General features: G+C 71.6%; 22 protein-coding genes. 18 read left to right on the top strand and 4 right to left on the bottom strand.

Annotated features, from left to right (window positions below; genetic code table 11):
* Nucleotides 1-20 precede the first annotated feature (20 nt).
* The 6 genes from EAE32_RS07985 (at nt 21) to EAE32_RS07960 (ending at nt 6,941) form a co-directional block, all read left to right on the top strand.
* On the top strand, nt 21-404 hold the full coding sequence (locus tag EAE32_RS07985) for a hypothetical protein (protein ID WP_121846084.1): 384 nt from the start codon (nt 21-23) through the stop codon (nt 402-404).
* Nucleotides 385-813: a Sec-independent protein translocase subunit TatA gene (tatA, locus tag EAE32_RS12015; protein WP_121864694.1), complete on the top strand. Its 429-nt coding sequence runs from the start codon at nt 385-387 to the stop codon at nt 811-813. Before EAE32_RS07985 ends, tatA begins: the two co-directional genes overlap by 20 nt.
* A 203-nt stretch (nt 814-1,016) precedes the next feature.
* Nucleotides 1,017-1,829, top strand: coding sequence for a twin-arginine translocase subunit TatC (gene tatC, locus EAE32_RS07975; RefSeq protein ID WP_121864849.1), 813 nt, complete (start codon nt 1,017-1,019; stop codon nt 1,827-1,829).
* A 45-nt stretch (nt 1,830-1,874) separates the two neighbouring features.
* Nucleotides 1,875-4,700, top strand: a complete 2,826-nt coding sequence (locus EAE32_RS07970; RefSeq protein ID WP_121864693.1) for a DEAD/DEAH box helicase — start codon at nt 1,875-1,877, stop codon at nt 4,698-4,700.
* A gap of 46 nt (nt 4,701-4,746) precedes the next feature.
* Nucleotides 4,747-6,012 (top strand): amidohydrolase family protein, encoded by a 1,266-nt coding sequence (locus EAE32_RS07965; RefSeq protein WP_121864692.1) that lies wholly within the window; start codon nt 4,747-4,749, stop codon nt 6,010-6,012.
* A 188-nt stretch (nt 6,013-6,200) separates the two neighbouring features.
* Nucleotides 6,201-6,941, top strand: coding sequence for a polyprenol monophosphomannose synthase (locus tag EAE32_RS07960; RefSeq protein WP_121846619.1), 741 nt, complete (start codon nt 6,201-6,203; stop codon nt 6,939-6,941).
* A 134-nt stretch (nt 6,942-7,075) separates the two neighbouring features.
* Here the strand turns inward: EAE32_RS07960 and EAE32_RS07955 are convergent, their stop codons facing one another.
* From EAE32_RS07955 to EAE32_RS07945, 3 genes are all read right to left on the bottom strand, one after another.
* Nucleotides 7,076-7,411, bottom strand: coding sequence for an RNA polymerase-binding protein RbpA (locus EAE32_RS07955; protein ID WP_121864691.1), 336 nt, complete (start codon nt 7,409-7,411; stop codon nt 7,076-7,078).
* 100 nt (nt 7,412-7,511) lie between these two features.
* Complete coding sequence (locus EAE32_RS07950) at nt 7,512-8,714, bottom strand: SPFH domain-containing protein (RefSeq protein ID WP_121864690.1); 1,203 nt, start codon at nt 8,712-8,714, stop codon at nt 7,512-7,514.
* A gap of 99 nt (nt 8,715-8,813) precedes the next feature.
* Nucleotides 8,814-9,308 (bottom strand): NfeD family protein, encoded by a 495-nt coding sequence (locus tag EAE32_RS07945; protein ID WP_121864689.1) that lies wholly within the window; start codon nt 9,306-9,308, stop codon nt 8,814-8,816.
* A 319-nt stretch (nt 9,309-9,627) separates the two neighbouring features.
* Here EAE32_RS07945 and EAE32_RS07940 point away from each other — a divergent pair, with 319 nt between their 5' ends.
* From EAE32_RS07940 to secF, 12 genes are all read left to right on the top strand, one after another.
* Nucleotides 9,628-10,497, top strand: a complete 870-nt coding sequence (locus EAE32_RS07940; protein WP_121846444.1) for a PRC and DUF2382 domain-containing protein — start codon at nt 9,628-9,630, stop codon at nt 10,495-10,497.
* Nucleotides 10,498-10,750: 253 nt separating this feature from the next.
* Nucleotides 10,751-12,871, top strand: coding sequence for a threonine--tRNA ligase (gene thrS, locus EAE32_RS07935; protein WP_121864688.1), 2,121 nt, complete (start codon nt 10,751-10,753; stop codon nt 12,869-12,871).
* A complete protein-coding gene (locus tag EAE32_RS07930) occupies nt 12,868-13,443 on the top strand; it encodes an HIT family protein (RefSeq protein ID WP_121864687.1) in 576 nt (191 codons plus the stop codon). Before thrS ends, EAE32_RS07930 begins: the two co-directional genes overlap by 4 nt.
* Before the next feature lie 29 nt (nt 13,444-13,472).
* On the top strand, nt 13,473-14,786 hold the full coding sequence (locus EAE32_RS07925) for a Mur ligase family protein (RefSeq protein WP_121864686.1): 1,314 nt from the start codon (nt 13,473-13,475) through the stop codon (nt 14,784-14,786).
* Nucleotides 14,787-14,795: 9 nt separating this feature from the next.
* The gene (locus EAE32_RS07920; RefSeq protein WP_121864685.1) at nt 14,796-15,527 is read left to right on the top strand and encodes a type 1 glutamine amidotransferase; all 732 of its coding nucleotides are present in this window, start codon (nt 14,796-14,798) and stop codon (nt 15,525-15,527) included.
* 179 nt (nt 15,528-15,706) lie between these two features.
* Nucleotides 15,707-16,468, top strand: a complete 762-nt coding sequence (locus EAE32_RS07915; RefSeq protein ID WP_121846439.1) for a YebC/PmpR family DNA-binding transcriptional regulator — start codon at nt 15,707-15,709, stop codon at nt 16,466-16,468.
* Nucleotides 16,469-16,472: 4 nt separating this feature from the next.
* Nucleotides 16,473-17,147 carry a crossover junction endodeoxyribonuclease RuvC gene (ruvC, locus tag EAE32_RS07910; protein WP_121846438.1) on the top strand — a complete coding sequence of 225 codons (675 nt, stop codon included), beginning with the start codon at nt 16,473-16,475 and terminating at the stop codon, nt 17,145-17,147.
* A gap of 179 nt (nt 17,148-17,326) precedes the next feature.
* Nucleotides 17,327-17,968 carry a Holliday junction branch migration protein RuvA gene (gene ruvA, locus EAE32_RS07905; RefSeq protein WP_121864684.1) on the top strand — a complete coding sequence of 214 codons (642 nt, stop codon included), beginning with the start codon at nt 17,327-17,329 and terminating at the stop codon, nt 17,966-17,968.
* A 2-nt stretch (nt 17,969-17,970) separates the two neighbouring features.
* Complete coding sequence (gene ruvB, locus EAE32_RS07900; protein WP_121864683.1) at nt 17,971-19,101, top strand: Holliday junction branch migration DNA helicase RuvB; 1,131 nt, start codon at nt 17,971-17,973, stop codon at nt 19,099-19,101.
* Between the two features lie 99 nt (nt 19,102-19,200).
* Entirely contained in the window at nt 19,201-19,746 is a 546-nt protein-coding gene (locus EAE32_RS07895; protein WP_243635626.1) for a preprotein translocase subunit YajC, read from the top strand.
* Nucleotides 19,747-19,842: 96 nt separating this feature from the next.
* Nucleotides 19,843-21,846, top strand: a complete 2,004-nt coding sequence (gene secD / locus EAE32_RS07890; RefSeq protein ID WP_121864682.1) for a protein translocase subunit SecD — start codon at nt 19,843-19,845, stop codon at nt 21,844-21,846.
* Nucleotides 21,843-22,877, top strand: a complete 1,035-nt coding sequence (gene secF / locus EAE32_RS07885; protein WP_121846612.1) for a protein translocase subunit SecF — start codon at nt 21,843-21,845, stop codon at nt 22,875-22,877. The genes secD and secF overlap by 4 nt, the downstream gene beginning before the upstream one ends.
* Before the next feature lie 143 nt (nt 22,878-23,020).
* Here secF and EAE32_RS11885 read toward each other — a convergent pair whose 3' ends face one another.
* Nucleotides 23,021-23,179: a hypothetical protein gene (locus tag EAE32_RS11885; RefSeq protein WP_206059893.1), complete on the bottom strand. Its 159-nt coding sequence runs from the start codon at nt 23,177-23,179 to the stop codon at nt 23,021-23,023.
* Nucleotides 23,180-23,341 lie beyond the last annotated feature (162 nt).

Here is a 23,341-nt window from a genome sequence, read left to right as displayed (position 1 = left end):
CCGGCGCCTATACTGTGAGCATGCTCTGGTGGATGTGGGTCCTGCTGTGGACCGTGGTGGTCCTGGCCGGCGCCGCATTCCTCGGGGTGCTCCTGTACCGGGTGCTCACGGGACACGTGCTCCCGGCGCTGGACGACCTCGAGCGCACCGCCACCGACTTCTCGCAGCGGTGGAACGCGGCGGTGGAGGGTCAGCCCGCTCCGCTGCGCAGCCCCGCTCCACCCGCCATGTTCGCCCCGGTGAACGACACCCGCGCCGCGTACCGCCGTGGACGCGACCAACGACAGACGGCTCGGCTCATCCGACGGATGCAGCGCAAGGACGCCCAGGGTCTTCCCCAGCGCTACGGGGACCTGGTCCGAGCCGAACAGAAAGGACTCCGCCATGTTCGGTCGTCTGGCTGACAGCCCCCTGACCCTTGTCTTGATCCTCGTGGTCATCCTGCTCCTCTTCGGCGCCCCCAAGCTCCCCGGGATGGCCCGCAGCCTGGGCCAGTCCATGCGCATCTTCAAGTCCGAGGTCAAGGAGATGAAGAAGGACGACGAGCCGAACGTCACCGTGAACGGCCAGCCGGTCGCGGACGGTCAGCCGGTCGCGGGCACCACGGCGCAGCAGCCGGCTCCCGCCCAGCCCGCCGCCCCCGCGCAGACCACAGCTCCCGTCCAGAACCCGGTGCCCGCCCAGAGCACCGCCCCGGTCCAGACCACCGCCCCGGCCCAGCCGGTCCAGGAGCAGGTGCCCGGTGCCGCGGCTCCGGCCGCGCAGCCGGTGCAGGCACCGGTCGTGGACCAGCGCCAGAACCCCACCGCGTGATCGTCGTTCCACCAGCGGCGCGCGCGTGATGCCGGGGGCCGGACCAGCAGGTCCGGCCCCCGGGCCGTGCGCGTGCGCAGCTCCGTCAGAGAGGTCAGGCAGCCATGCCCACCACGGACTCCGGGACGGCCGAGGAGTCGGCCCGTCGCCAGCGCCGCGCGCGCCGCAGGACCACCGGGCGGCGTCACAACCCGCAGGCCCAGATGGCGCTGCGCGAGCACCTGCGTGAGCTGCGCAACCGCCTGATCAAGTCCGCCGTGGCCACCGTGCTGGGGGCCGTGGCCGGGTTCATGGTGTACGAGCCGTTCATGCAGTACATCACCGAGCCGCTGAAGCGCCTCGCGGAGACCGGACGCACCGCCACGATCAACTACTCCTCCGTGGGCGGTTCGTTCAACACCATGGTGGAGGTGTCCGTGGTGCTGGGGCTGATCCTCGCCTCGCCCGTGTGGCTCTACCAGCTGTGGGCCTTCATCACCCCGGCGCTGCACAGGAACGAGCGCCGCTACGCCATGGGGTTCCTCGCCGCGGCGATCCCTCTGTTCCTGGGCGGCTGCGCGATCGCGGTCACGGCGCTGCCCGCGGCGGTCTACGCGCTCACGGCGTTCACCCCGGAGGGCGGCTCCAACTTCGTGGAGGCCGGTGTGTACCTCCGGTTCTTCCTGCAGCTCATCCTCACGTTCGGGATCGCGTGCGTGGTCCCCGTGCTGCTGGTGGGGCTCAACATGCTGGGCCTGCTCTCGGGGCGCACCGTGCTGAAGTCGTGGCGCGTGGTGGTGGTGATCGTGCTCGTGGTGGCCGCCATGGCGGCGCCGGGGCCCGACCCGGTGACCATGCTGTACCTGGCCATCCCGCTGCTCGTCCTGTTCTTCGTGGCCGTGGGGCTGTGCCTGTGGCTGGACCGGCACCGGGCCAGGAAGCAGGCCAAGCAGGCCGCCGCCACGGGGCTGAGCGCGGACCGTGGCACCTCCGCGGAGCAGCTGCGCTCCCTCGGGAGCACCGCGGCCGGGGAGTGATCCCGCGGCTGCGAGGGTGTCGGGGCCACCGCGTAGGCTGATCGCATGTCTTCCCCCGCCGAACGGTACACAGCCGCGAAGGCCCGCGCGGCGCACGCGGCCACCGAGCTCTCGGCCTTCGAGAACACCCTGGACTTCGAACTGGACCCCTTCCAGGTGCAGGGGTGCCGGGCCCTGGAGGAGGGCCGGGGTGTTCTCGTGGCCGCTCCCACGGGTGCGGGCAAGACCGTGGTGGGGGAGTTCGCCATCCACCTGGCACTGCAACAGGGGAAGAAGGCGTTCTACACCACACCCATCAAGGCCCTGAGCAACCAGAAGTTCCACGAGTTCTCCCGCCGCTGGGGGGCGGAGCGTGTGGGGCTGCTCACGGGGGACACCTCCGTGAACTCCGAGGCGGACGTGGTGGTGATGACCACCGAGGTGCTGCGCAACATGCTCTACGGCGGGTCCGCCACCCTGGCGAACCTCGGTTTCGTGGTCATGGACGAGGTGCACTACCTCGCGGACCGCTTCCGCGGCGCGGTGTGGGAGGAGGTCATCATCCACCTGCCCGAGTACGTGCAGCTGGCCTCACTGTCCGCCACCGTCTCCAACGCGGAGGAGTTCGGGGCGTGGCTGGACGACGTCCGGGGCAGCACGGACGTGGTGGTCTCCGAGCACCGGCCCGTGCCACTGTGGCAGCACGTGCAGGTGGGCCCACGGCTCTACGACCTCTTCCTGGACGACACCACGGTGGAGGAGGCCGCCCAGCGCCAGTCGGACAAGCACCGCGAGGAGCCCGCGGTGAACCCCGAGCTGCTGCGCCTGTTCCGCTCGCAGCACCCCCGCGGTGGGCGCTCCGGGGGCCGTGGACCGGGCCACCGGGGCCGACGCCGCGGCGGGCACCACCAGGAGCACCGCACCGGGCGCCAGGAGCGCGTCTCACGCCCGCACCTGCTGCGACGGCTGGACGCCGAGGGCCTGCTGCCGGCCATCACCTTCATCTTCTCCCGGGCCGGGTGCGATGCCGCCGTGGCCCAGTGCGCGGCCGCGGACCTGTGGCTCACCACTCCCCAGGAGCAGAAGACCATCAAGGCCTACGCCGCCGAGGCCACCGCGCACATGTCCACCGCGGACCTCGCGGCACTGAACTACGAGGACTGGTACCAGGGCCTGGTGCGCGGCGTGTCCGCCCACCACGCGGGCATGCTGCCGGTGTTCAAGGAAGTGGTGGAGCAGCTGTTCTCGCAGGGGCTCATCAAGGCGGTCTTCGCCACGGAGACCCTCGCGCTGGGCATCAACATGCCGGCCCGCTCCGTGGTGCTCGAGCGACTGGACAAGTTCAACGGCGAGTCCCGCGTGGACATCACCCCGGGGGAGTACACGCAGCTCACGGGGCGCGCGGGCCGGCGCGGCATCGACGTCGAGGGTCACGCCGTGGTGCTGTGGCGTGACGGGATGAACCCGCAGGCCGTGGCCGGGCTGGCCTCCACCCGCACGTACCCGCTGAACTCGAGCTTCCGGCCCACGTACAACATGTCCGCGAACCTCATCGCGCGCTTCGGTGCCAAGCGCTCCCGCTCGATCCTGGAGACCTCGTTCGCCCAGTTCCAGGCGGACCGCTCCGTGGTGGGCATCGCCAGGCGCGTGCGCTCCCAGGAGAAGACCCTGCAGGCCTACCGGGAGGCCATGTCCTGCCACCTGGGGGACTTCTCGGAGTACGCCGCGCTGCGGCGCGAGCTGGCCGGGGAGGAGAAGTCCGCGAGCAGGTCCCGCACCGCTCGCCAGCGCAACGACGCCGCGGTGGCCCTGCAGGACCTGCTGCCAGGGGACGTCATCGACATCCCGCAGGGCCGCAACGCGGGCTGGGCCGTGGTGCTGCGCGAGGACGCACACCCGTTCGACCCGCGCCCCCACATCCTCACGGTGGACGGCAAGCTGCGCCGGGTGGGCGTCAACGACCTCGACGGACCGCTCTCGCCCGAGTCCAGGATCCGGATCCCCAAGCACTTCTCCGGCAAGTCCCCGCAGGAGCGCAAGGACCTCGCCGCCACGGTGCGCGCGGCCCTGCGCGAGCACCGGCCCGCCCGTGAGGGCTCCTCGGGCCGGGCCATCCGCTTCGACCGCGGCACCTCCGCACGCGACCACCGGATCGAGGACCTGCGGCGTCGGCTGCGCGCGCACCCGTGCCACGGCTGCTCGGACCGCGAGCAGCACGCACGCTGGGCCGAGCGCGCGTGGAAGCTGGAGAAGGACACGCAGGGGCTGCGCAAGCAGATCGCCGGGCGCACCGGGAGCATCGCCGCCACCTTCGACCGCGTGTGCGGGGTGCTCGCCCACTTCTCGTACCTGGAGCGGGACGGCTCCGGCCACCTCGTCCCCACCGCGGCGGGAGAACAGCTGCGCCGGCTCTACGGGGAGCGGGACCTGCTCCTGGCCCTGAGCCTGCGGGACGGTTTCCTCGACGGCCTGGACGCCCCCGGTCTCGCGGGCGTCATGACGGCGCTCGTGTACCAGCCGCGCAGGGAGGACCAGGGCGGCCGCCCCAGGATGCCCACCGCCCCCATGGACGCGGCAGTCCAGACGCTGGTGCACAACTGGTCCGTGCTCTCCGCCCAGGAGGCCGAGCACCGCCTGCCGCTCACGGCGGCACCCGAGCTGGGTCTCGCGGAGGCCATGCACCGGTGGGCCCGGGGATCCACGCTCACCCGCACGCTCACCGGCACCGACCTCGCGGCCGGGGACTTCGTGCGGTGGGCCAAGCAGACCATTGACGTCCTCGACCAGCTGCGGACCGTCGCGGACCTCGACCCCGTCCTGCGGGAGACGGCCCACCAGGCCATCGAGTCCGTGCGCCGCGGCGTGGTCGAGTACAGCGTCTTCGAACAGTAGGAACCAACCGGCCCGGGCACCGGCCCGCGGCCAGGAGAGGGAGCACGTGACGGCAGCACAGCAGCACACCCGGGTGTGGCTCAACGGATCGGTCTACTCGCCGGCGGACCCGTTCGCCACGGCACTCCTCGTGACCGGCTCCACGCTCGCGTGGGTGGGCTCGGACGACGCCGCCCGGTCCGTGGCCGGCCCGCAGGTCACCCCCGGCGATCTTCGGGCCGCCGTGGTCACCCCGGCCTTCGTCGCGCACCACCGGGTCGCGGATGCCTCCCGGGACGCCGGCGCGCTGCCGCGCACGGAACAGGGCTACGGGGCCGTGGAGCTGCTCGGCGCGGATGCCGAGGCGCTCGCGGCGGTGGCCGAGCAGGTCGTGGCGGGCGGCGCGCACGCGCTGCCCGTGCTGGTGCGGGCGGTGACCGGCGAGGCGGAGATCGCCACGTCCGAGCTCCCGTCCCCGGCACTGGGGTTCGACGCCGCCGCGCGCACGGATTCGGCGGAGCTGCGGGATGCGGCACGCCACCACCTCGTCGCGTGCACCCGCAAGGGGATCCAGGCGGTCCTCGTCCTCCCGGAGCGCCCCGCGGGGGCCCACTCGAACGGCGGGTCGCCCACGACCGGGGGAGGCAGCACCTCCGGCGTCGCACCCACGACGGAGACCGGCTCTGCGGGTGTGGGCTCACCCCTGACTGCGGACACGCCCGGCGGGGGTGCCGCGGCCTCGTCGTCCGGGCTTGCACCGGACGCCGTGACGAACGCGCTGCTGGAGGCGGCGCAGGGAGCGCGGGACGAGGTGGGGGAGCGCGCCTTCCGCGCCCGGGGCCACCGGCTCGTGGGGGTGGGACCCCTGGACGACGAGCAGTGCCGGCGGCTCGCGGAGCTCAACCTCACCGTGTCCTGCCGCGCCGGGGCCGCCCCGCTGCGCGAGCTCTCCCGTGCGGGGGTGCCCGTGACGCTCATGACGGACGCGTCCAACCCGTGGTCCGCGGTCAAGGACGCCCTGGAGGCCCCGGAGGAGAGGCTGCGCACGTCCGCACGCGCGGCGTTCCTCGCCCTCACCCGCGGGGCGTGGCGGGCCCACCCCGGTGGCAGTGCGCTCGCGGGTCAGCTCGTGCCCGGCGCGGAGGCCGCCCTCGCCGTGTGGGACGCGGAGTCCGTCATGGTCCAGCAGGCCCAGGGCACGGGGGCGTCCTGGAGCACCGACCCCCGCGCGCGGACCCCGGTGCTGCCCGCCCTGGACGACGCCCGTCTGCCCCGCTGCGAGGCCACGCTCGTGGCCGGAGAGCTCGTGGCGGGGACCGAACCCCGCCCCTGAACGGGCCGCGACGTGTTGGTCCTGGACCGGGCTGAGGTTAGACTGGGTTCTTACTGCCGGGTGGGTCCATCCGTCCTTAGAAAACAGAGCGTGACCCCGCGTCCCCTCTGGTCCGAAGGCGGATGGGCCTGCCCAGTGGTCTGTCCGGGACCGGATGCCCGGATGCCAGCGGCATGAAAGGACGCTCGGTGCGAGTTCTCACCATCATTCCCACGTACAACGAACGTGAATCGCTGCCCACGGTCATCACGCGGCTGCGTGCCGCCGTGCCGGACGCCCACGTGCTCATCGCGGACGACAACAGCCCCGACGGCACCGGGGACATGGCGGACGAGCTCGCGGCCCGGGACGCCAACATCCACGTGCTGCACCGCGCCGCGAAGGAGGGCCTCGGTCCGGCGTACCTCGCGGGCTTCGCGTGGGGGCTCGAGCGCGGCTACGACGTCCTCGTGGAGATGGACGCGGACTGCTCGCACCAGCCCGAGCAGCTGCCCCTGCTGCTGGACTCGATCGAGCGCGGCGCGGACATGGCCATCGGCTCGCGCTACGTCCCGGGGGGACGCACCGAGAACTGGCCGCTGCAGCGCCAGCTGATCTCCCGCGGCGGCAACCTCTACTCGCGTGTGCTGCTGGGAACGTCGATCCACGACATCACCGGCGGGTTCCGCGCCTACCGGGACACCACGCTGCGCGCCCTCGAACTGAACTCCGTCCAGTCCCGCGGCTACTGCTTCCAGATCGACCTCGCGTGGCGCGCGGAGCGTCTGGGGTTCACGATCGTGGAGGTGCCCATCACGTTCGTCGAGCGCGAGGAGGGCGTGTCCAAGATGAGCAACGACGTCACCATCGAGGCCGCCACGAACGTGGCCCGTTGGGGTCTCACCGCCCGCGCCGAGACGCTCGCGCGGAAGCTGCACCTCCGCGGCTGAGCGGCGACCGCCGGAACCTCTGCACCCCGGCAGTGCCGCTGAACAGCTGGATCCCGCTGAACGACTGTGGCCCCCGTCCTCGGACGGGGGCCACAGTCGTCGGTGCACCACGGTCCGGGCCGCGGCGGTGCGGGTCAGAGCGCGTGCTGCTCCTTGTAGAACACCAGGCGCTGCTGGAGGGTCTCCTCGAGCTCCTCGACACTGCGCCGCTCCAGCAGCATGTCCCAGTGGGAGCGCTGGTGCTTCTCGTTGGGGTTCTCCGGCTTCTCGCCGTTGACCAGGATGGCCTCCTGGCCGGTCTTGGTGGTCCACACCGGGGGGATCTCCGCCTCGGCGGCGAACATCACCGAGACGGACTCACCGTCCGCCGTGCGGTACTCCACGCGCTGACGCGGTGCGGGCTCCACACCGGCCTCGGTCTCCATGGACTGGGAACCCAGGCGCATGCCTCGTAGGCTGCGATCACTCACGCAACGATCCTTCCTGACGTACGGTCACGCGGGGCGCCTCCGGGAGCCGAGGAGCTCGGACCGGGCGCGACCCGCCCTTTTCCACCAGCGTAACGGGGCGTCAGCGGGATTCATTCCCCGGCACGGGCCCCTGGTCCGGGCCGGTGTGGCGCGGTGTGGCACCATCCGCGGCGGTCTCAGGGTCTGCGGGGCCCGACGCCGCGGCGTCGCCCGGCGCGTTGCCCACATGGGGGTCCGCGGCCTGCTGTGCGATCGGCGAGGAGTACGGGGACTCCGGCATCTCGAACTCGCGCGGGTCGGTCAGGGTGAGGTCCGGTTCGAGGTCCTCCTCCGTGACCTTCACGGCTTCGTGCGCCACGATGGGGGCGTCGTGACCCGTGGCGCGCGGCGCGACGTCCTCGTCCGCGGCGTCGTCCTCCGGGCCCTCCGAGGAGCCGGGGTTGAGGTAGGAGCCCACGCCGCGCAGGGCGGTGGAGAGCTCGGCGGGGATCATCCACACCTTGTTCGCGCTGCCCTCGGCCACCTTGGGCAGGGTCTGGATGTACTGGTAGGCCAGCAGCTTCTGGGTGGGCTTCGCACGGTGGATCGAGTCGAAGACCTTGGCAATGGCCTGGGCCTCGCCGTCCGCACGCAGGATGGCCGCCTTCGCGTCACCCTCGGCGGAGAGCACGGATGCCTGGCGCGAGCCCTCGGCGGTGAGGATCTGGGACTGCTTCTCGCCCTCGGCCGTCAGGATGGCCGCGCGGCGGTCCCGCTCGGCGCGCATCTGCTTCTCCATCGAGTCCTGGATGGACGGCGGGGGAGTGATCTCCTTGATGTCCACGCGGGAGATGCGGATGCCCCACCGTCCGGTGGTCGAGTCCAGGACACCGCGCAGCTCGGCGTTGATCTTGTCGCGGGAGGTCAGGGTCTCCTCCAGGTTCAGCCCGCCCACCACGTTGCGCAGCGTGGCGCTCGTGAGCTCGTCCACGGCCTGGATGTAGTTCGTGATCTCGTAGGTGGCGGCCCGGGGATCGGTGACCTGGAAGTACACCACGGTGTCGATGCCGACCACCAGGTTGTCCTCGGTGATCACGGACTGGGCGGGGAACGGGACCACCTGCTCACGCAGGTCGATCAGCGGCAGCAGCCGGTCGATGAACGGGATCAAAAAGTGCAGCCCGGGATTGAGCGTGGTCTGGTACTTGCCCAGCCGCTCCACGATGCCCGCACGCGACTGCGGGATGATCCGCACCGCCTTCACGAGTGCGATGACCGCGGCGAGCACCACCACGATCAGGAGGATGAGGATGAGGGTTGGCATGGTGTCCTTTCGGTGGGGTGGGGGTGCCCGGCACGCGGGGCCGTGGGCGGGGCCGTCGTGTCCGCGCGCTACCGGGGCACGACGCCGCCGGGGGGCGGGTCAGGGGCGCACGCCGCGCGCGTGCCCCGGGGCCTCCGGCGAGGCGGGAGCCGTGGCGCCCACCACCGCCGTGGCGCCGTCGATGCGGTGGACGTGCACGTCCGCGCCCTCGGGCAGGGTGGCCCCGTCCGCGGTGCGGGCGGTCCAGATGTCCCCCTCGAGGCGCACGAGGCCGCTGCGCTGGGTGACGGGTTCCAGCACGGTGCACGGCAGCCCGATCAGCCGCTCGGCGTTGGAGCGGGTGCTGGGTGTGGAGCGGTTGAGCCGGCGCAGGGCCATGGGCCTGATGAGGAAGATCAGCAGCACGGAGACCACGGCGAAGAGCACCACCTGCAGGGTGACGTTCTCCACCACCAGGCTGACGCCCGCCGTGACGAGCGCGGCGAGGGACATCATGAGGAACAGGAAGTCCAGGGTGAGCATCTCGACGGCCGCCAGGGCCAGCATCACGATCAACCAGAAGAGCCACGGATTCGTGACCAGTGCATCCCACACGTCGGAACTCCGTTCTGCTGCGAATCGGGTGGGAACCGCCCCGGTGCCCACCGGGAGCTCCCACCACTGCCTCCATCCCATTGTGCCCCACGACACCCCCACGACCCCGGAACCGGGTGGCTCCGGTGCGGCCACCACACGGCGCGCGCGGGGCAGCGCACCGGCGCGCGGGTTTTTCCGTGAGAGAAATCGGGTGCACAGATCATCAGTACCCGTAATATGTGTCACGAAGCCGGACCGCACACCCACTTGCGGGTGCGACGGCCTGCGGCGCGCAACCCGTGCGTCGCGAGCAGAGACTTACTGAGGAGTTAATGCGATGTCCACGTTCGACGTGAATGCAATTCTGTCCAGCACGGCCTACGGTTCCGACGGCGACAAGATCGGCAAGGTCGAGCAGGTGTTCCTGGACGACAACTCCGGCGAGCCCACGTTCCTGACCGTGAACACCGGTCTGTTCGGCGCCAAGGAGAACTTCGTGCCGGTCAAGGGCGCTCGTCAGGACGGCGACCGCGTGGTTCTTCCCTACACCAAGGACGTCATCAAGGACGCCCCGAAGGTGGACGCGGACCAGCACCTGTCCCCCGCCGAGGAGGAGGAGCTGTACCGCTACTACGAGATGAACTACGACGGCGGCCGCACCGCGGGCACCGACCGTGACCGCAACGCCGCCGCTGCGGGCACCGCGGGTGTCGCCGGGGCCGGTCAGCGCCACGCCGACCGCGACCACGACCGCGCCGGTGTGGACCAGGACCGCCGCGCCGCCGCCGGTGAGGACGCCTCCGTGATCCGTCACGAGGAGCGCCTCAACGTGGGCACCCAGCAGCGCGAGGCCGGCCACGCCCGCCTGCGCAAGTACGTGGTGACCGACCACGAGACCGTCGACGTTCCCGTGGAGCGCGAAGAGGTCACCGTGGAGCGGACCCCCCTCAACGGCACCGAGGCCCACGCAGGCACCGGCCGGATCGGCGAGGAAGAGGTGGACGTCACCCTGCACGAGGAGCGTCCCGTCGTCGAGAAGGAAACCGTGGCCGTCGAGGAGGTCGGGCTGAACAAGCAGACCGTCCGCGAGACCCAGCGCGTCGAGGCGGACGTCCAGAAGGAGCAGGTCGACGTCGAGACCGACGTGGACCGCAACGGTGTGGGCCGCGACGATCTCGGCCGCAACGGCGAGGCTCCCCGCCGCTGAAGCACCACGCGCGAGTGACCTCGCGTGAGCACTGACACGTGTGCCCCGGGTGATCCACCCGGGGCACACGTGCGTCCCGGGCCGCGGCCCCGGCCGCCGGGCGCTGACCGCACCGACCTGCCCGGGCGGCGTCGTGCGCGTGCGTGACGAGGCGGTAGCATCGGGGAGGTCGCGGGCGCCGCTCCGGCGCGCCCCGCGCTCTGCGCGCCCCCGGTACGGGCGGGCACCCACTGGACTCACGAGGAGACACACCATGACGGATGCCCCTGACCTTCGACTCACCGTGGACGGCGAGCCCCGCACCGCGGAGTCGGGAACCACGGCCGCTCAGCTCTACACCGAGCAGCGCGACGTGGTGGTGGCGCACGTCAACGGCGTCCTGAAGGACCTCTCCACCGAGCTGCGGGACGGGGACGTGGTGGAGCGTGTGCTCGTCAGCGACCCCGAGGGGCTCGAGGTGCTGCGCCACTCCACGGCGCACGTCATGGCCCAGGCCGTCCAGGAGCTGCGCCCCGACGCCAAGCTCGGCATCGGCCCGTACATCACGGACGGCTTCTACTTCGACTTCGACGTCGCGGAGCCGTTCACGCCCGAGGACCTGAAGAAGCTCGAGAAGTCGATGCTCAAGATCGTCAACAGGAACCAGATCTTCCGCCGCCGCAGCGTCACGGAGGACGAGGCCCGCGAGGAGATGGCGGACGAGCCGTACAAGCTGGAACTCATCGACCTGGCCGGCGGCCCCGGCTCGGGTGCCGTGGAGAGCTCCGCCGATGGTGCCTCCGTGGAGGTGGGCGGCGGCGAGCTGACCGTGTACGACAACGTGGACCGCAAGAGCGGCGAGGTCGTCTGGCGGGACCTGTGCCGCGGTCCGCACCTGCCGGACACCAAGCACATCGGCAACGGCTACGCCCTGATGCGCTCCGCAGCGGCGTACTGGCGCGGGGACCAGGACAACCAGCAGCTGCAGCGGATCTACGGCACCGCGTGGCCCAGCAAGGACGAGCTGAAGGCCTACAAGGAGCGGCTGGCCGAGGCCGAGCGCCGCGACCACCGCAGGCTCGGTGTGGAGCTGGACCTGTTCTCCTTCCCGGACGAGCTGGGCTCGGGACTGCCGGTGTTCCACCCCAAGGGCGGGATCATCCGCAAGGAGATGGAGGACTACTCGCGCGAGCGCCACGCGCGCGCCGGGTACGAGTTCGTCTACACCCCGCACATCACCAAGGGCCACCTGTACGAGGTCTCGGGACACCTGGACTGGTACCGGGACGGGATGTTCCCTCCCATGCACGTGGACGAGGAACGCAACCCGGAGACCGGTGAGCTGACCAAGCCGGGCCAGGACTACTACCTCAAGCCCATGAACTGCCCCATGCACAACCTGATCTACCGCTCCCGCGGCCGGTCCTACCGCGAGCTGCCGCTGCGGCTGTTCGAGTTCGGCGCGGTGTACCGCTACGAGAAGTCGGGTGTGATCCACGGGCTCACGCGCGTGCGCGGCATGACCCAGGACGACGCCCACATCTACTGCACCCGTGAGCAGATGAAGGAAGAGCTGACCGGAACGCTGAACTTCGTGCTCTCCCTGCTCAAGGACTACGGCATGGAGGACTTCTACCTGGAGCTCTCCACCAAGGACCCGAACAAGTTCGTGGGCTCGGACGAGATCTGGGAGGAGGCCACCCGCACCCTGCAGGAGGTCGCCGAGGACTCCGGGCTGGAGCTCGTGCCGGACCCCGCCGGGGCGGCGTTCTACGGCCCCAAGATCTCGGTGCAGGCCCGGGACGCGATTGGCCGGACCTGGCAGATGTCCACCATCCAGCTGGACTTCAACCTGCCGGAGCGCTTCGACCTGGAGTACCAGGCCTCGGACGGCACCCGGCAGCGCCCGGTGATGATCCACCGTGCGCTCTTCGGTTCCGTGGAACGCTTCATGGGCGTGCTCACCGAGCACTACGCCGGGGCGTTCCCCGCGTGGCTCGCCCCCGTGCAGGTCCGCGCGATCCCCGTGGCCGAGGCGTTCAACGACTACCTGGAGGACTTCGCCCAGCTGCTGCGGGAGCAGGGGATCCGCGTGGAGGTGGACGCCTCCTCGGACCGGTTCCCCAAGAAGATCCGCACGGCGTCCAAGGACAAGGTCCCGTTCGTGGTGATCGCCGGCGGCGAGGACGCCGAGGCCGGGACCGTGTCCTTCCGCTTCCGCGACGGCTCGCAGCACAACGGCGTGAGCCGCCAGGAGGCAGTGGAGCTGATCACCCGGCACGTGCGCGAGCGCAGCAACGAGGACCCCACGGCCCCCGCCGGGGGGCTCGAGGTGAAGGAGACCGTGGTCGAGGATCCTGCCGCCGCGGGCCCGGAAGCGTCGGGCCGGTCGTGACCGGACGGGACGCGGCGGCGTCGGACGGGGACGGTGTGCAGCGGGACGAGTTCGGGCTCCCGGGGGTCCCGGACGGCTTCCAGCGGCTGTGGACCCCGCACCGCCTCGCGTACGTGCGCGGGGAGGACACCTCGGTGGAGCAGCCCCCGGGGTGCCCGTTCTGCAGCGCGCCGCCGCGCCCGGACGAGGACTCGCTCATCGTCCACCGCGGTGAGCACTGCTTCGTGGTGCTCAACCTGTTCCCGTACAACCCCGGCCACCTGCTCGTGTGCCCCTACCGCCACGTCGCGGACCTGGACGAGCTCACGGACGACGAGCTGTGGGAGCTGAACACCCTCACCCGCACCGCGGTGGCCGTGGTCCGGGAGGTGGCCCACCCGGCCGCCTTCAACGTGGGGCTGAACCTCGGATCCGCCGCGGGCGGCTCCGTGGCGGAGCACCTGCACCAGCACGTGGTGCCACGCTGGGTGGGGGACTCGAACTTCATGCCCGTGGTGGCCCACACCAAACCGCTCATCCAGACCCTCGGCTCCACCCGCGAGGACATTGCCCGGGCCTGGCCCGAGAGCTGACCCCCGGGTGCTCGCACCCGCTGACTAGGATGGAGACCATGTCCCGACCTCTCGTACGAGTCCTCGGCCAGGGGGTGCGCTGGGCGTCGAGCCTGCGCGGCGGCGGCTCCGCCTTCCCCGGCCTGTTCATGGAGAAGCTGCACCCCGGCTTCGTGGCCGAGGAGCTCGCCAAGCTGCCCCGGGGTGTGGTGGTGATCAGCGGCACCAACGGCAAGACCACCACCACCAAGATGACCGTGCAGCTGCTGCGCTCACAGGGCTTGCGCGTGTTCACCAACCGCACGGGCTCCAACTTCGTGCGCGGTGTGGCGGCCTCCCTGCTTGCAGAGATGGACGCCTTCGGCCGCCTGGACGCGGACGTCGCGGTGCTCGAGCTGGACGAGGCCCACGCGGTGCACTTCGTGAAGCAGGTGCGGCCCCGGATCTGCCTGCTGCTCAACGTGATGCGCGACCAGCTGGACCGCTTCGGGGAGATCGACACGACCCGTCGCATGCTGCGGCAGGTGGCCCTGGCTACCACGGAGACCGTGGTGCTCAACCGCGAGGACCCGCGGATCGCGGGGCTCGCGGAGGACCTCCCGGCGGGCACGGGTGTGAGCTGGTTCGGGCTCTCGGACGCCCTGCGCCCCATGTTCCCCTCGGACGACGACATGCGCGACGGCCTGCGCCAGGTGGACCCGGGGGAGCAGGACTCCCAGGTCCCCTCCACGCAGCGCCCGGACGCGGACGTGGTGCTGCGCGCCGTCAACGCCCGCACCGTGGAGCTCGAGGTGCGTGGTGCGGCGCACGAGGCCACGGTGGACCTCTACGGCGTCTACAACCAGTACAACGCCGCCGCCGCGCTGGCCGCGAGCCTCCAGGTCCTGGGCGACGACGCCGACGTCCCCGCCCTCGTAGCCGAGCTCGGTAGTGTCACCCCGGCCTTCGGGCGTGGGGAGACCATCACGGTGGAGGACAAGCCCCTGCAGCTGCTGCTGGTGAAGAACCCCGCCGGCTTCCGGCTGTCCCTGGCCTCGGCCTCCGCGCAGGACTATGCCACGATGATCGCGATCAACGACCAGTACGCCGACGGTCGGGACGTCTCCTGGCTGTGGGACGTGGACTTCGACAGTCTGCGTGAGGGCGGCGTGGACGTGGTCTCCGGCGTGCGGGCGTGGGACATGGCGCTGCGCCTGGACTACGACCTCGTGCGCGTGGGCACGGTGGAGCCGGAGCTCGAGGACGCGCTGAAGCAGTTCATCGCGCAGTCCGGCGAGCGCCCCATGCGAATTTTCTGCACCTACACGGCCATGCTCTCCCTGCGCAAGATCCTGGGCGGCATGACGCACGTGGCAGCGATCTAGGAGGACACCGTGGTCGAGAACACCGCCGCACCGCTGCGCATCGTGCAGCTCTACCCCCGGGACATGAACATCTACGGCGACTGGGGCAACACGCTCACGCTCAAGCGCCGCGCCGAGCGCCACGGCCTCGCCGTGGAGATCGTGGACCACAACCCGGGCGACCCGTGGCCCGAGCACGCGGAGCTCTTCGTGGGCGGCGGCGGGCAGGACTCGGGGCAGTTCCGCGTGGCCGAGGACCTGCAGGCCGTGGCCCCGCGGCTGCTCGACGCCGTGGAGCGCGGGGTGCCCATGCTCGCCATCTGCGGCCTCTACCAGCTCTTCGGCCGCAGCTTCCGCACGGGGGCGGGGGAGACCCTGCCGGGGATCGGCATCTTCGACCTCGAGACCGTGGGCGGCACCGAGCGGCTGATCGGCAACATCGTCACGGAGTCCCCGGAGCTCGGCACCATCGTGGGCTACGAGAACCACTCGGGGCTCACGCACCTGGGCGCCGGTCAGGAGCCCCTGGCCACCGTGGTCTCGGGTGCGGGCAACAACGGCGAGGACGGCACCGAGGGAGCACGCACCCGCAACGTGCTGGGCAGCTACCTGCACGGTTCGCTGCTGCCCAAGAACCCCCGCGTGGCGGACTTCCTGCTCTCCCGCGCCCTCGAGCTGCGGGGTCAGTCCCTGCCCGCGGCACCGCTGGACGACACGCTGGCCGAGCGCGCCCGCGACGTCGCCGCGTCCCGCCCGCGCTGAACCCGCCCTGCGCGCGCCCGGCCGCTCCCGCACCACGACGACGGTGCGCGGCCGGCTGCCGCGGATCGTCCGCACCCCCGGTGTGACAGCGCTGGGGTGGCGCTCGGTATCATGAGAGCCAATCCACCATTGCGTCCGGCCCGTTCGTGGCCGGACGCACTCTGTCGAGGAGGTCATCCATGTCAGGTCACTCCAAGTGGGCCACGACCAAGCACAAGAAGGCGGCGATCGACGCCAAGCGCGCCAAGGCGTTCGCCAAGTACATCAAGGGCATCGAGGTGGCGGCCCGCATGGGCGGCGCGGACACCTCCGGCAACCCGGCGCTCGAGCTCGCGGTCTCCAAGGCCAAGAAGAACTCGGTGCCCAACGACAACATCGACCGCGCGGTCAAGCGCGGCGCCGGGCTCACGGGTGAGACGATCGACTACACCGAGATCCTCTACGAGGCCCGAGGCCCGCAGGGCACCGCGCTGTACATCGAGTGCCTGACCGACAACAAGAACCGCGCGGCCTCCGAGGTGCGCGTGGCCGTGACCCGCCACGGCGGCACCATGGCGGACTCCGGCTCCGTGGCCTACCTCTTCGAGCGCAAGGGCGTGGTGGAGGTGGCCAAGACCGGCGGCCTCACCGAGGACGACGTCCTGATGGCCGTGCTCGACGCCGGCGCGGACGAGGTCCTGGACGAGTCCGACGTCTTCGAGGTGGTCAGCGAGGCCACGGACCTGCCCGCGATCCGCACCGCGCTGGACGAGGCCGGTCTCGAGTACAACAACGACGACCCCCAGTTCCGGGCCACCATGAAGGTGGACCTGGACGCGGACGGCGCGCGCAAGTTCCTCAAGCTCGCGGACGCGGTCGAGGAGCTGGACGACGTCCAGAACGTCTACTCCAACGCGAACATCCCGGCCGAGGTCATGGCCGAGCTCGAGAACGACGAGTAGTCGGGTGGCGGTCCCCGGCGGCCGGGGCACGCGGCGTGTGCTCGCCGTGGATCCCGGGCTCACCCGGTGCGGCTTCGCCGTGGTGGACATGTCCGCTCAGCGCACCGGGACGTTCGTCCACGTCCAGGTGAGCGGGACGAGCGCCCACGAGGCGCTCGAACGCCGGGTGCTGACCATCATGGAGACCGCGGAGGAGCTCATGGAGCGCTTCCGACCGGACGTCGTCGCCGTGGAGCGTGTCTTCGCGCAGAACAACGCGCCGACCGTGGTGGGCACCGCCCAGGCCACGGGCGTCGTGATCGCGGCGGCCGCTCGGCGCGGCATCCCCGTGGCCTGGCACACCCCCTCCGAGGTCAAGGCCGCGGTCACCGGGGACGGTTCGGCGGACAAGGAGTCCGTGAACCGCATGGTGGTCCGCATCCTGCGCCTCGACGCGCCGCCTCGGCCCGCCGACGCCGCCGACGCCCTGGCCCTCGCGGTCTGCCACGGCTGGCGCGGCGGCATGGCCGGCGTCAACGCGGCCGCCGCCACCTCCACGCACTCGGGGTCCCGCCCGGCCCAGGCACCCCGCGGCGCGGCGCTGACCCCCGCGCAGCAGGCGTGGCGCCGCGCGGAGACCGCCTCCCGGGGTCCCGCACCAGGCGGCGCGCCCGGACGCCGGAGCACGGGACGCGCCTGAACACCCCGTCGCCCCGAGCCCGTCCGCTCCGGTTGCTAGAGTGGCGGGCAGAGATTCGCACACGTGTTCGAATGCGCGTCGGCCCCCGCCGCCGCGCGCGGGTGCCGCACCCAGGGGTGTCCCGGCACGCTGTGCGCCGCACGATCCCGGCCACCCGGCCGGAAGAGGGGAGCAGTACCGTGATTGCCTCGGTGACCGGTGAGGTGCGCTTCGTGGGCGCGGCCCTCGCCGTGGTGGAGGTCTCGGGCTTCGGCATCGAGGTCCACGCGAGCCCCCACACCCTGTCCGGCTTGCGGGTGGGCTCCACGGCGCACCTGCACACCGCGTACATTGCCCGCAAGGACGAGTCCCCGCTGCTCTTCGGCTTCGCCCGGCCGGACGAGAAGGAGATCTTCACGGTGATGCTCGGGGTCTCCGGGGTGGGTCCGCGCACCGCTCTCGCCGCGGTCTCGGTGCTCGGCCCCGACGACGCCCGCCGAGCCATCGCGGCCGGCGACGACAAGGCCTTCACGGCCGTCCCGGGCATCGGCCCCAAGTCCGCCCGGCGGATCGTGCTGGAGCTCGCGGACAAGCTCGTGCTCCCGGAGCCCGCCGCCCACCCCGCAGCCGAGCCGCAGATCCAGGTGTGGCGCGAGCAGGTCGTGGACGCCCTCACCGGCCTCGGCTGGAGCGAGAAGGACGCCGCCCGCGGCATCGACGACGCCCTTGCGAGCCAGCCCGAGCTCGCGGACTCCGGCAACGTGGCCGAGATCCTGCGCACCGTGCTCTCGTGGCTCGGCACGGCCAAGGGCACCACCCACGCACCCACGGGGAGGCGCTGAGCATGGCCGTGGAGGAGCGCGGGGCGGCGGGACCGCAGCGCCTCGTGGGCGCCGAGGGCGACTACGACGACCAGCAGCTCGAGGCCTCCCTGCGCCCGGGCACGCTCGACGACTTCGTGGGCCAGCAGCGCGTGCGGGCCCAGCTCTCGCTCGTGCTCGAGGCCTCCAAGCTGCGGGGGCGCACCGCGGACCACGTGCTGCTCTCCGGCCCTCCCGGGCTCGGCAAGACCACCCTGGCCATGATCATCGCGGAGGAGCTGGGCGTCCCCCTGCGGATCTCCTCCGGCCCCGCCATCCAGCACGCGGGAGACCTCGCCGCGATCCTCTCCTCGCTCACCCACGGGGAGGTGCTCTTCCTGGACGAGATCCACCGGATGTCCCGCCCGGCCGAGGAGATGCTGTACATGGCCATGGAGGACTTCCGGGTGGACATCGTGGTGGGCAAGGGAGCCGGTGCCACCTCCATCCCCCTGGACCTGCCCCCGTTCACCCTGGTGGGTGCCACCACGCGCGCAGGGCTGCTGCCCGGACCCCTGCGGGACCGCTTCGGCTTCACGGGGCACCTGGAGTTCTACTCGGTGCCGGAGCTCGAGCTCGTGCTGCGCCGTTCGGCCGCCCTGCTGGACCTCGCCATGACGTCCGAGGCGTTCAGCGAGGTGGCCTCCCGCTCGCGGGGAACCCCGCGCATCGCCAACCGGCTGCTGCGTCGCGTCCGGGACTGGGCACTCGTGCACGGTGTGGAGCGCATCGACGCCCGCGCGGCCGGCGCCGCCCTGGACATGTACGAGGTGGACGTGCGCGGTCTGGACCGGCTGGACCGCAACGTGCTGAGCGCCCTGGTGGGCAAGTTCAACGGCGGACCGGTGGGCCTGTCGACCCTGGCGATCGCCGTGGGGGAGGAGACCGAGACGGTGGAGACCGTCGCCGAGCCCTTCCTCGTGCGGGAAGGCCTGCTCGGGCGCACCCCGCGCGGGAGGATCGCCATGGCGGCGGCGTGGGAGCACCTGGGGCTCGACGTCCCGGACCACGCGGCCTTCAAGGACCCCGCGCTGAGGACCGCGCTCAGCACGGAACCGGGCAGCGCGGATCGAGGGAGCACGGGCTCGGGGAGCGACGACGCATCCAGCGCCTGACCAGATCCATCCCCTAAGCTGAGGTGGATCGTGCCCGTCCCCCGCGCACCACCGTGCGGGGCGGACACACCCATCGACTCCCGACAGAACGGATCCTTCGTGACCATCCTCGCAGAGACCCAGCAAGCCGCCGCAGGAGGCGGAACCGCGTGGTTCCTCCCCGTGATGCTCGTGGTCATGGTGCTGCTGCTGTGGCTGCCCATGCGCCGTCAGAAGAAGGCCCAGGCCGAGATGAAGGCCAAGCAGGCCACCATGGAGCCCGGCACGCGCGTGATGACCAGCTTCGGTCTCTTCGGCACGCTGCGGGACATGGACCGTGAGCAGAACAAGGCCGTCCTGGAGATCTCCCCGGGTCAGCTCGTCACGGTGCACTCCCAGACCGTGACCACCGTGGTGGACGAGACCCCCGCGGTCGCGACCACCACCCCGGACGCCGAGGACGCCGCGAGCACGGAAGCGGCCTCCCCGGCCGCTCCGGCGCGCGGCACCGAGGACGGCTCCACGGCAGCGGACCCCACCGAGACCCGCCCCGGTACGGACGCGGCTCACCCCGGCCCCGCCGCCGACCGCCCCGCGGAGCGCACCGAGCACCGCACCTGGCGTGACGCCCGCGAGCAGGGCGAGAACGGCAACCCCACCATCTGACACCACCCCCCGCAGAGTCACGGGCCGAGGACCTCGGCCCGTTTCTCATGTGACCAGCGGCTCCCCGCGCGGTCACGGGCTTCCCGAAGGACGGCCATGGCAGCAGAGAAGAAGAGGACGGAGACGTCCGGGTCCGCCCGCGTCTCCCGTCGGCGCCGGCGGGCGACGACGCAGGGCCAGGAGCGCTCCGGGGGAACCCGGAGCAGCGCCTCCCGGAACCGGGAGTCCCGGGACCGACGCCCGCGCACTGGGGCCGCGGCAGCGGCGTCGTCGGCGCGCAGGGCCCTGCTGGCGCTCGTGGCGGTGACCGCGCTTCTGGCGGGCCTGCTCGTCTACGGCGTCAGCACGGACCGCACGGGCTGGGGGCCGAAACTCGCCCTGGACCTCGAGGGCGGCACCCAGATGGTCCTCTCGCCCTCTCTCCAGGGGGACAAGGCCGGTCAGGACATCACCCAGGAGCAGCTGGACCAGGCGGTGGAGATCATCCGCCAGCGCGTGGACGGCTCCGGCGTGTCCGAGGCCGAGATCACCACGCAGTCGGGGAACAACATCGTGGTCTCGATGCCCGGTGTTCCCTCCTCCGAGACCCGGGACCTGATCCAGACCTCGGCGCAGATGGCGTTCCGCCCCGTGATCGTCACCGGTCCCGGTGAGGCCACGCCCAAGGACAAGCGCACGGACCCCAAGTCCGTGCCCAAGCCCAGCGGCAAGCCCAAGGACTCCTCGGACCCGAACTGGGTGACCCCCCAGCTGCTCGCGCAGTACGAGGCCCTGGACTGCACCGCCCCGCAGCCGCAGGAGGACCGTGCGTCCCAGCCCCAGGACAAGGCCGTGGTGGCGTGCGACCCGCAGAGCAGGACCAAGTTCATCCTGGGACCCGTGGAGATCCCCGGAACCGACATCGCGGACGCCTCCTACGCCCAGGCCACCAACTCGCAGGGCAACGCCACCGGCGGTTTCGCGGTGAACCTGCAGTTCGACGGCGAGGGCACGCAGACGTTCAAGGAGCTCTCCGAGCGGCTGCACGGCTTCGGCCAGGGCGGGCAGAAGGATCCGCGCTCGCAGTTCGCGATCGTGCTGGACGGCTCCGTGGTCTCCGCGCCCACGATGAACGCGGTGATCACGGACGGCAAGGCGCAGATCACGGGCAGCTTCACGGAGGACGAGGCCAAGTTCCTGTCCCAGCAGCTGAAGTACGGGGCCCTGCCGGTGTCCTTCTCGATCGACTCCGAGCAGCAGATCTCTGCCACGCTGGGCAGCAACCAGCTGCGCATGGGCATCGTGGCCGGTCTGATCGGACTCGCCCTGGTGTGCCTCTACTCGCTCTTCCAGTACCGCTGGCTGGGGCTCGTGACCATTGCCTCCCTGGTGGTGGCCGGCGTCATCACCTGGCTCTCGATCACCCTGCTGGGCTGGAGTGCGAACTACCGGCTCTCGCTCGCGGGCGTCGCCGGTCTGGTGGTGGCCATCGGCCAGACCGCGGACTCGTTCATCGTCTACTTCGAGCGCATCCGTGACGAGATCCGCGCGGGCCGCACCATTCCCGCAGCCGTGGACCACGGCTGGCAGCGGGCGCGCCAGACGGTGCTCGCGTCCAAGGCCGTGAACCTCCTGGCCGCCGTGGTGCTGTACTTCGTGGCCGTGGGCAACGTGCGCGGCTTCGCGTTCACGCTCGGGCTGACCGCCATCGCGGACCTCATGGTCGTGTTCCTGTTCACCCACCCGGTGATGGTCCTGCTGGCGCGCACCCGCTACTTCGGCTCCGGTGCCAGGAACTCGGGGCTGGACCCCGAGGCGCTCGACGCCGTCCCGCTCTACCGCGGGGCGGGTCGGCTGCGCACACCGGAGGACTCCGACGGTCTCACGATCGCGGAACGACGCCGCCGCGCCGCCACCGCGGGCAGCGGTACCGCGGACGCGGAGGCCGTTGACGGGAAGGCCGTGACCCCGGGCGAGGCTGGCACGGAGGGTGATGAGCGCGCCGACGCGGCATCGTCGTCCCGTGCCGGGACGGCACCCGCCGGGGGACCGTCCTCCGGGAACCACACCGGCGCGGGTTCCACCGCCGCCGGAACCGACTCCGAGGAGGCCCGGCGATGAGCAACCGTTTCGCGCGATTCGGCAACGACCTGCACAGCGGGCGCCGCTCCTACCCGTTCGTCCAGAAGCGCGGCCTGTGGCTGGGGATCGCCCTCGCCCTGGTGGTCCTGTCCGTGCTGGTCCCCGTGGTCAAGGGCGGCTTCAACCTGGGCATCGACTTCACGGGCGGCTCGGAGTTCACGGTCTCGGACGTGGCGAACACGGACGTGGCCCTCGGGGAGAGAGCCGTGGCCTCGACCTCCGGTGCGGACGAGGCCACCGTCACGAACATCGCCCCGGGCACCGTGCGGGTGCAGACCCAGCAGCTGGACGACGACCAGACCCTCGCCCTGAAGAAGGAGCTGCAGAGTGCCTACGGGGTGGGCGAGGACCGGGTGACCTCCACGTTCGTGGGGCCCACGTGGGGCCAGGGCGTCACCCAGCAGGCCCTGTGGGGGCTGCTGGTCTTCGTGGCGCTGGCACTGGTGCTGATGGCGCTGTACTTCCGCACGTGGAAGATGTCCGTCTCCGCGATTGCCGCCATGCTGTTCACGATCGTCGTGACCGCCGGGGTGTACTCGCTCGTGGACTTCGAGATCACGCCGTCGGCGGTGATCGGCTTCCTGACGGTGCTGTCCTACTCGCTCTACGACTCCGTGGTGGTCTTCGACAAGGTGCGGGAGAACACGGCCGGGCTGGTGGACGGCACCGCCCCGGCGGAGCGGAAGAAGCGCACCTACGCGGAGCAGGTGAACCTCGCGGTCAACCAGACGCTGGTGCGCTCCATCAACACCTCGGTGGTGGGCATCCTGCCCGTGGGCTCCATCCTGTTCATCGGCGCGTACCTGCTGGGCGCGGGAACGCTCAAGGACCTCTCGCTCTCCCTGTTCGTGGGCATCATCGTGGGAACCCTGGCCACGCTCTTCGTGGCCGCGCCCCTGTACTCGGTGCTGCGCGACCGGGAGGCCGCGGTGCGGGAGCAGTCCCGAGAGGTGCTCGCCCGGCGCACCACGGACGCTCCGCCGGTGAGCGCGGACCCCGTGTCCGCCTGATCCCGCGGCCGCCGGTGGTGCGCGGCTCGTCCGGCGCCCGCCGGATCCGTCACCGCCGTGCGCACGACGCCGCCGGGCCCCGTCCTCCCCGCGAGGGCGGGGCCCGTGCCCGTTCGGCCTCCCGACGGCACTACACTGGTGCCTCAGCCGCGCCGAGCAGGCCAGACGACCTCGGCCAGCGCGGCAACGGTGAGGAGGCCGCGGAGCATGTCCAGCCAGTCCGAGACCCGGAGCGCCCGGAGCCCCGAGGAGTCGTCGTCCCCCGCCGACCCGCGCCCCGGGACCGCGTCTGCGTTCTCCACCCCGTCAGGTGCCGACGGCGCGCCCCGTGCCGGTCAGACCCCGGACGCCCCGTCCGCGCCCCCTGCCACCACCGCGCCGGTGCCGGGACCCCGGCACGCGACCCCGCCCGTCGGACCGTCGATCCCCTCAAGCACACCCTCCGGCAGTGGGTCCTCGAGCTA

The organism is Kocuria tytonicola, assembly GCF_003687175.1.
Lineage (GTDB): Bacteria > Actinomycetota > Actinomycetes > Actinomycetales > Micrococcaceae > Kocuria > Kocuria tytonicola.
This window is presented reverse-complemented; position numbering and strand designations above follow the sequence as displayed.

Coding starts and splice junctions, on each gene's coding strand:
- tatA (WP_121864694.1), top strand. CDS start 385: ATGTTCGGTCGTCTGGCTGACAGCCCCCTGACCCTTGTCTTGATCCTC.
- thrS (WP_121864688.1), top strand. CDS start 10,751: ATGACGGATGCCCCTGACCTTCGACTCACCGTGGACGGCGAGCCCCGC.
- EAE32_RS07970 (WP_121864693.1), top strand. CDS start 1,875: ATGTCTTCCCCCGCCGAACGGTACACAGCCGCGAAGGCCCGCGCGGCG.
- ruvB (WP_121864683.1), top strand. CDS start 17,971: ATGGCCGTGGAGGAGCGCGGGGCGGCGGGACCGCAGCGCCTCGTGGGC.
- EAE32_RS07925 (WP_121864686.1), top strand. CDS start 13,473: ATGGAGACCATGTCCCGACCTCTCGTACGAGTCCTCGGCCAGGGGGTG.
- EAE32_RS07940 (WP_121846444.1), top strand. CDS start 9,628: ATGTCCACGTTCGACGTGAATGCAATTCTGTCCAGCACGGCCTACGGT.
- EAE32_RS07950 (WP_121864690.1), bottom strand. CDS start 8,714: ATGCCAACCCTCATCCTCATCCTCCTGATCGTGGTGGTGCTCGCCGCG.
- secD (WP_121864682.1), top strand. CDS start 19,843: ATGGCAGCAGAGAAGAAGAGGACGGAGACGTCCGGGTCCGCCCGCGTC.
- EAE32_RS07985 (WP_121846084.1), top strand. CDS start 21: ATGCTCTGGTGGATGTGGGTCCTGCTGTGGACCGTGGTGGTCCTGGCC.
- EAE32_RS07915 (WP_121846439.1), top strand. CDS start 15,707: ATGTCAGGTCACTCCAAGTGGGCCACGACCAAGCACAAGAAGGCGGCG.
- secF (WP_121846612.1), top strand. CDS start 21,843: ATGAGCAACCGTTTCGCGCGATTCGGCAACGACCTGCACAGCGGGCGC.
- tatC (WP_121864849.1), top strand. CDS start 1,017: ATGGCGCTGCGCGAGCACCTGCGTGAGCTGCGCAACCGCCTGATCAAG.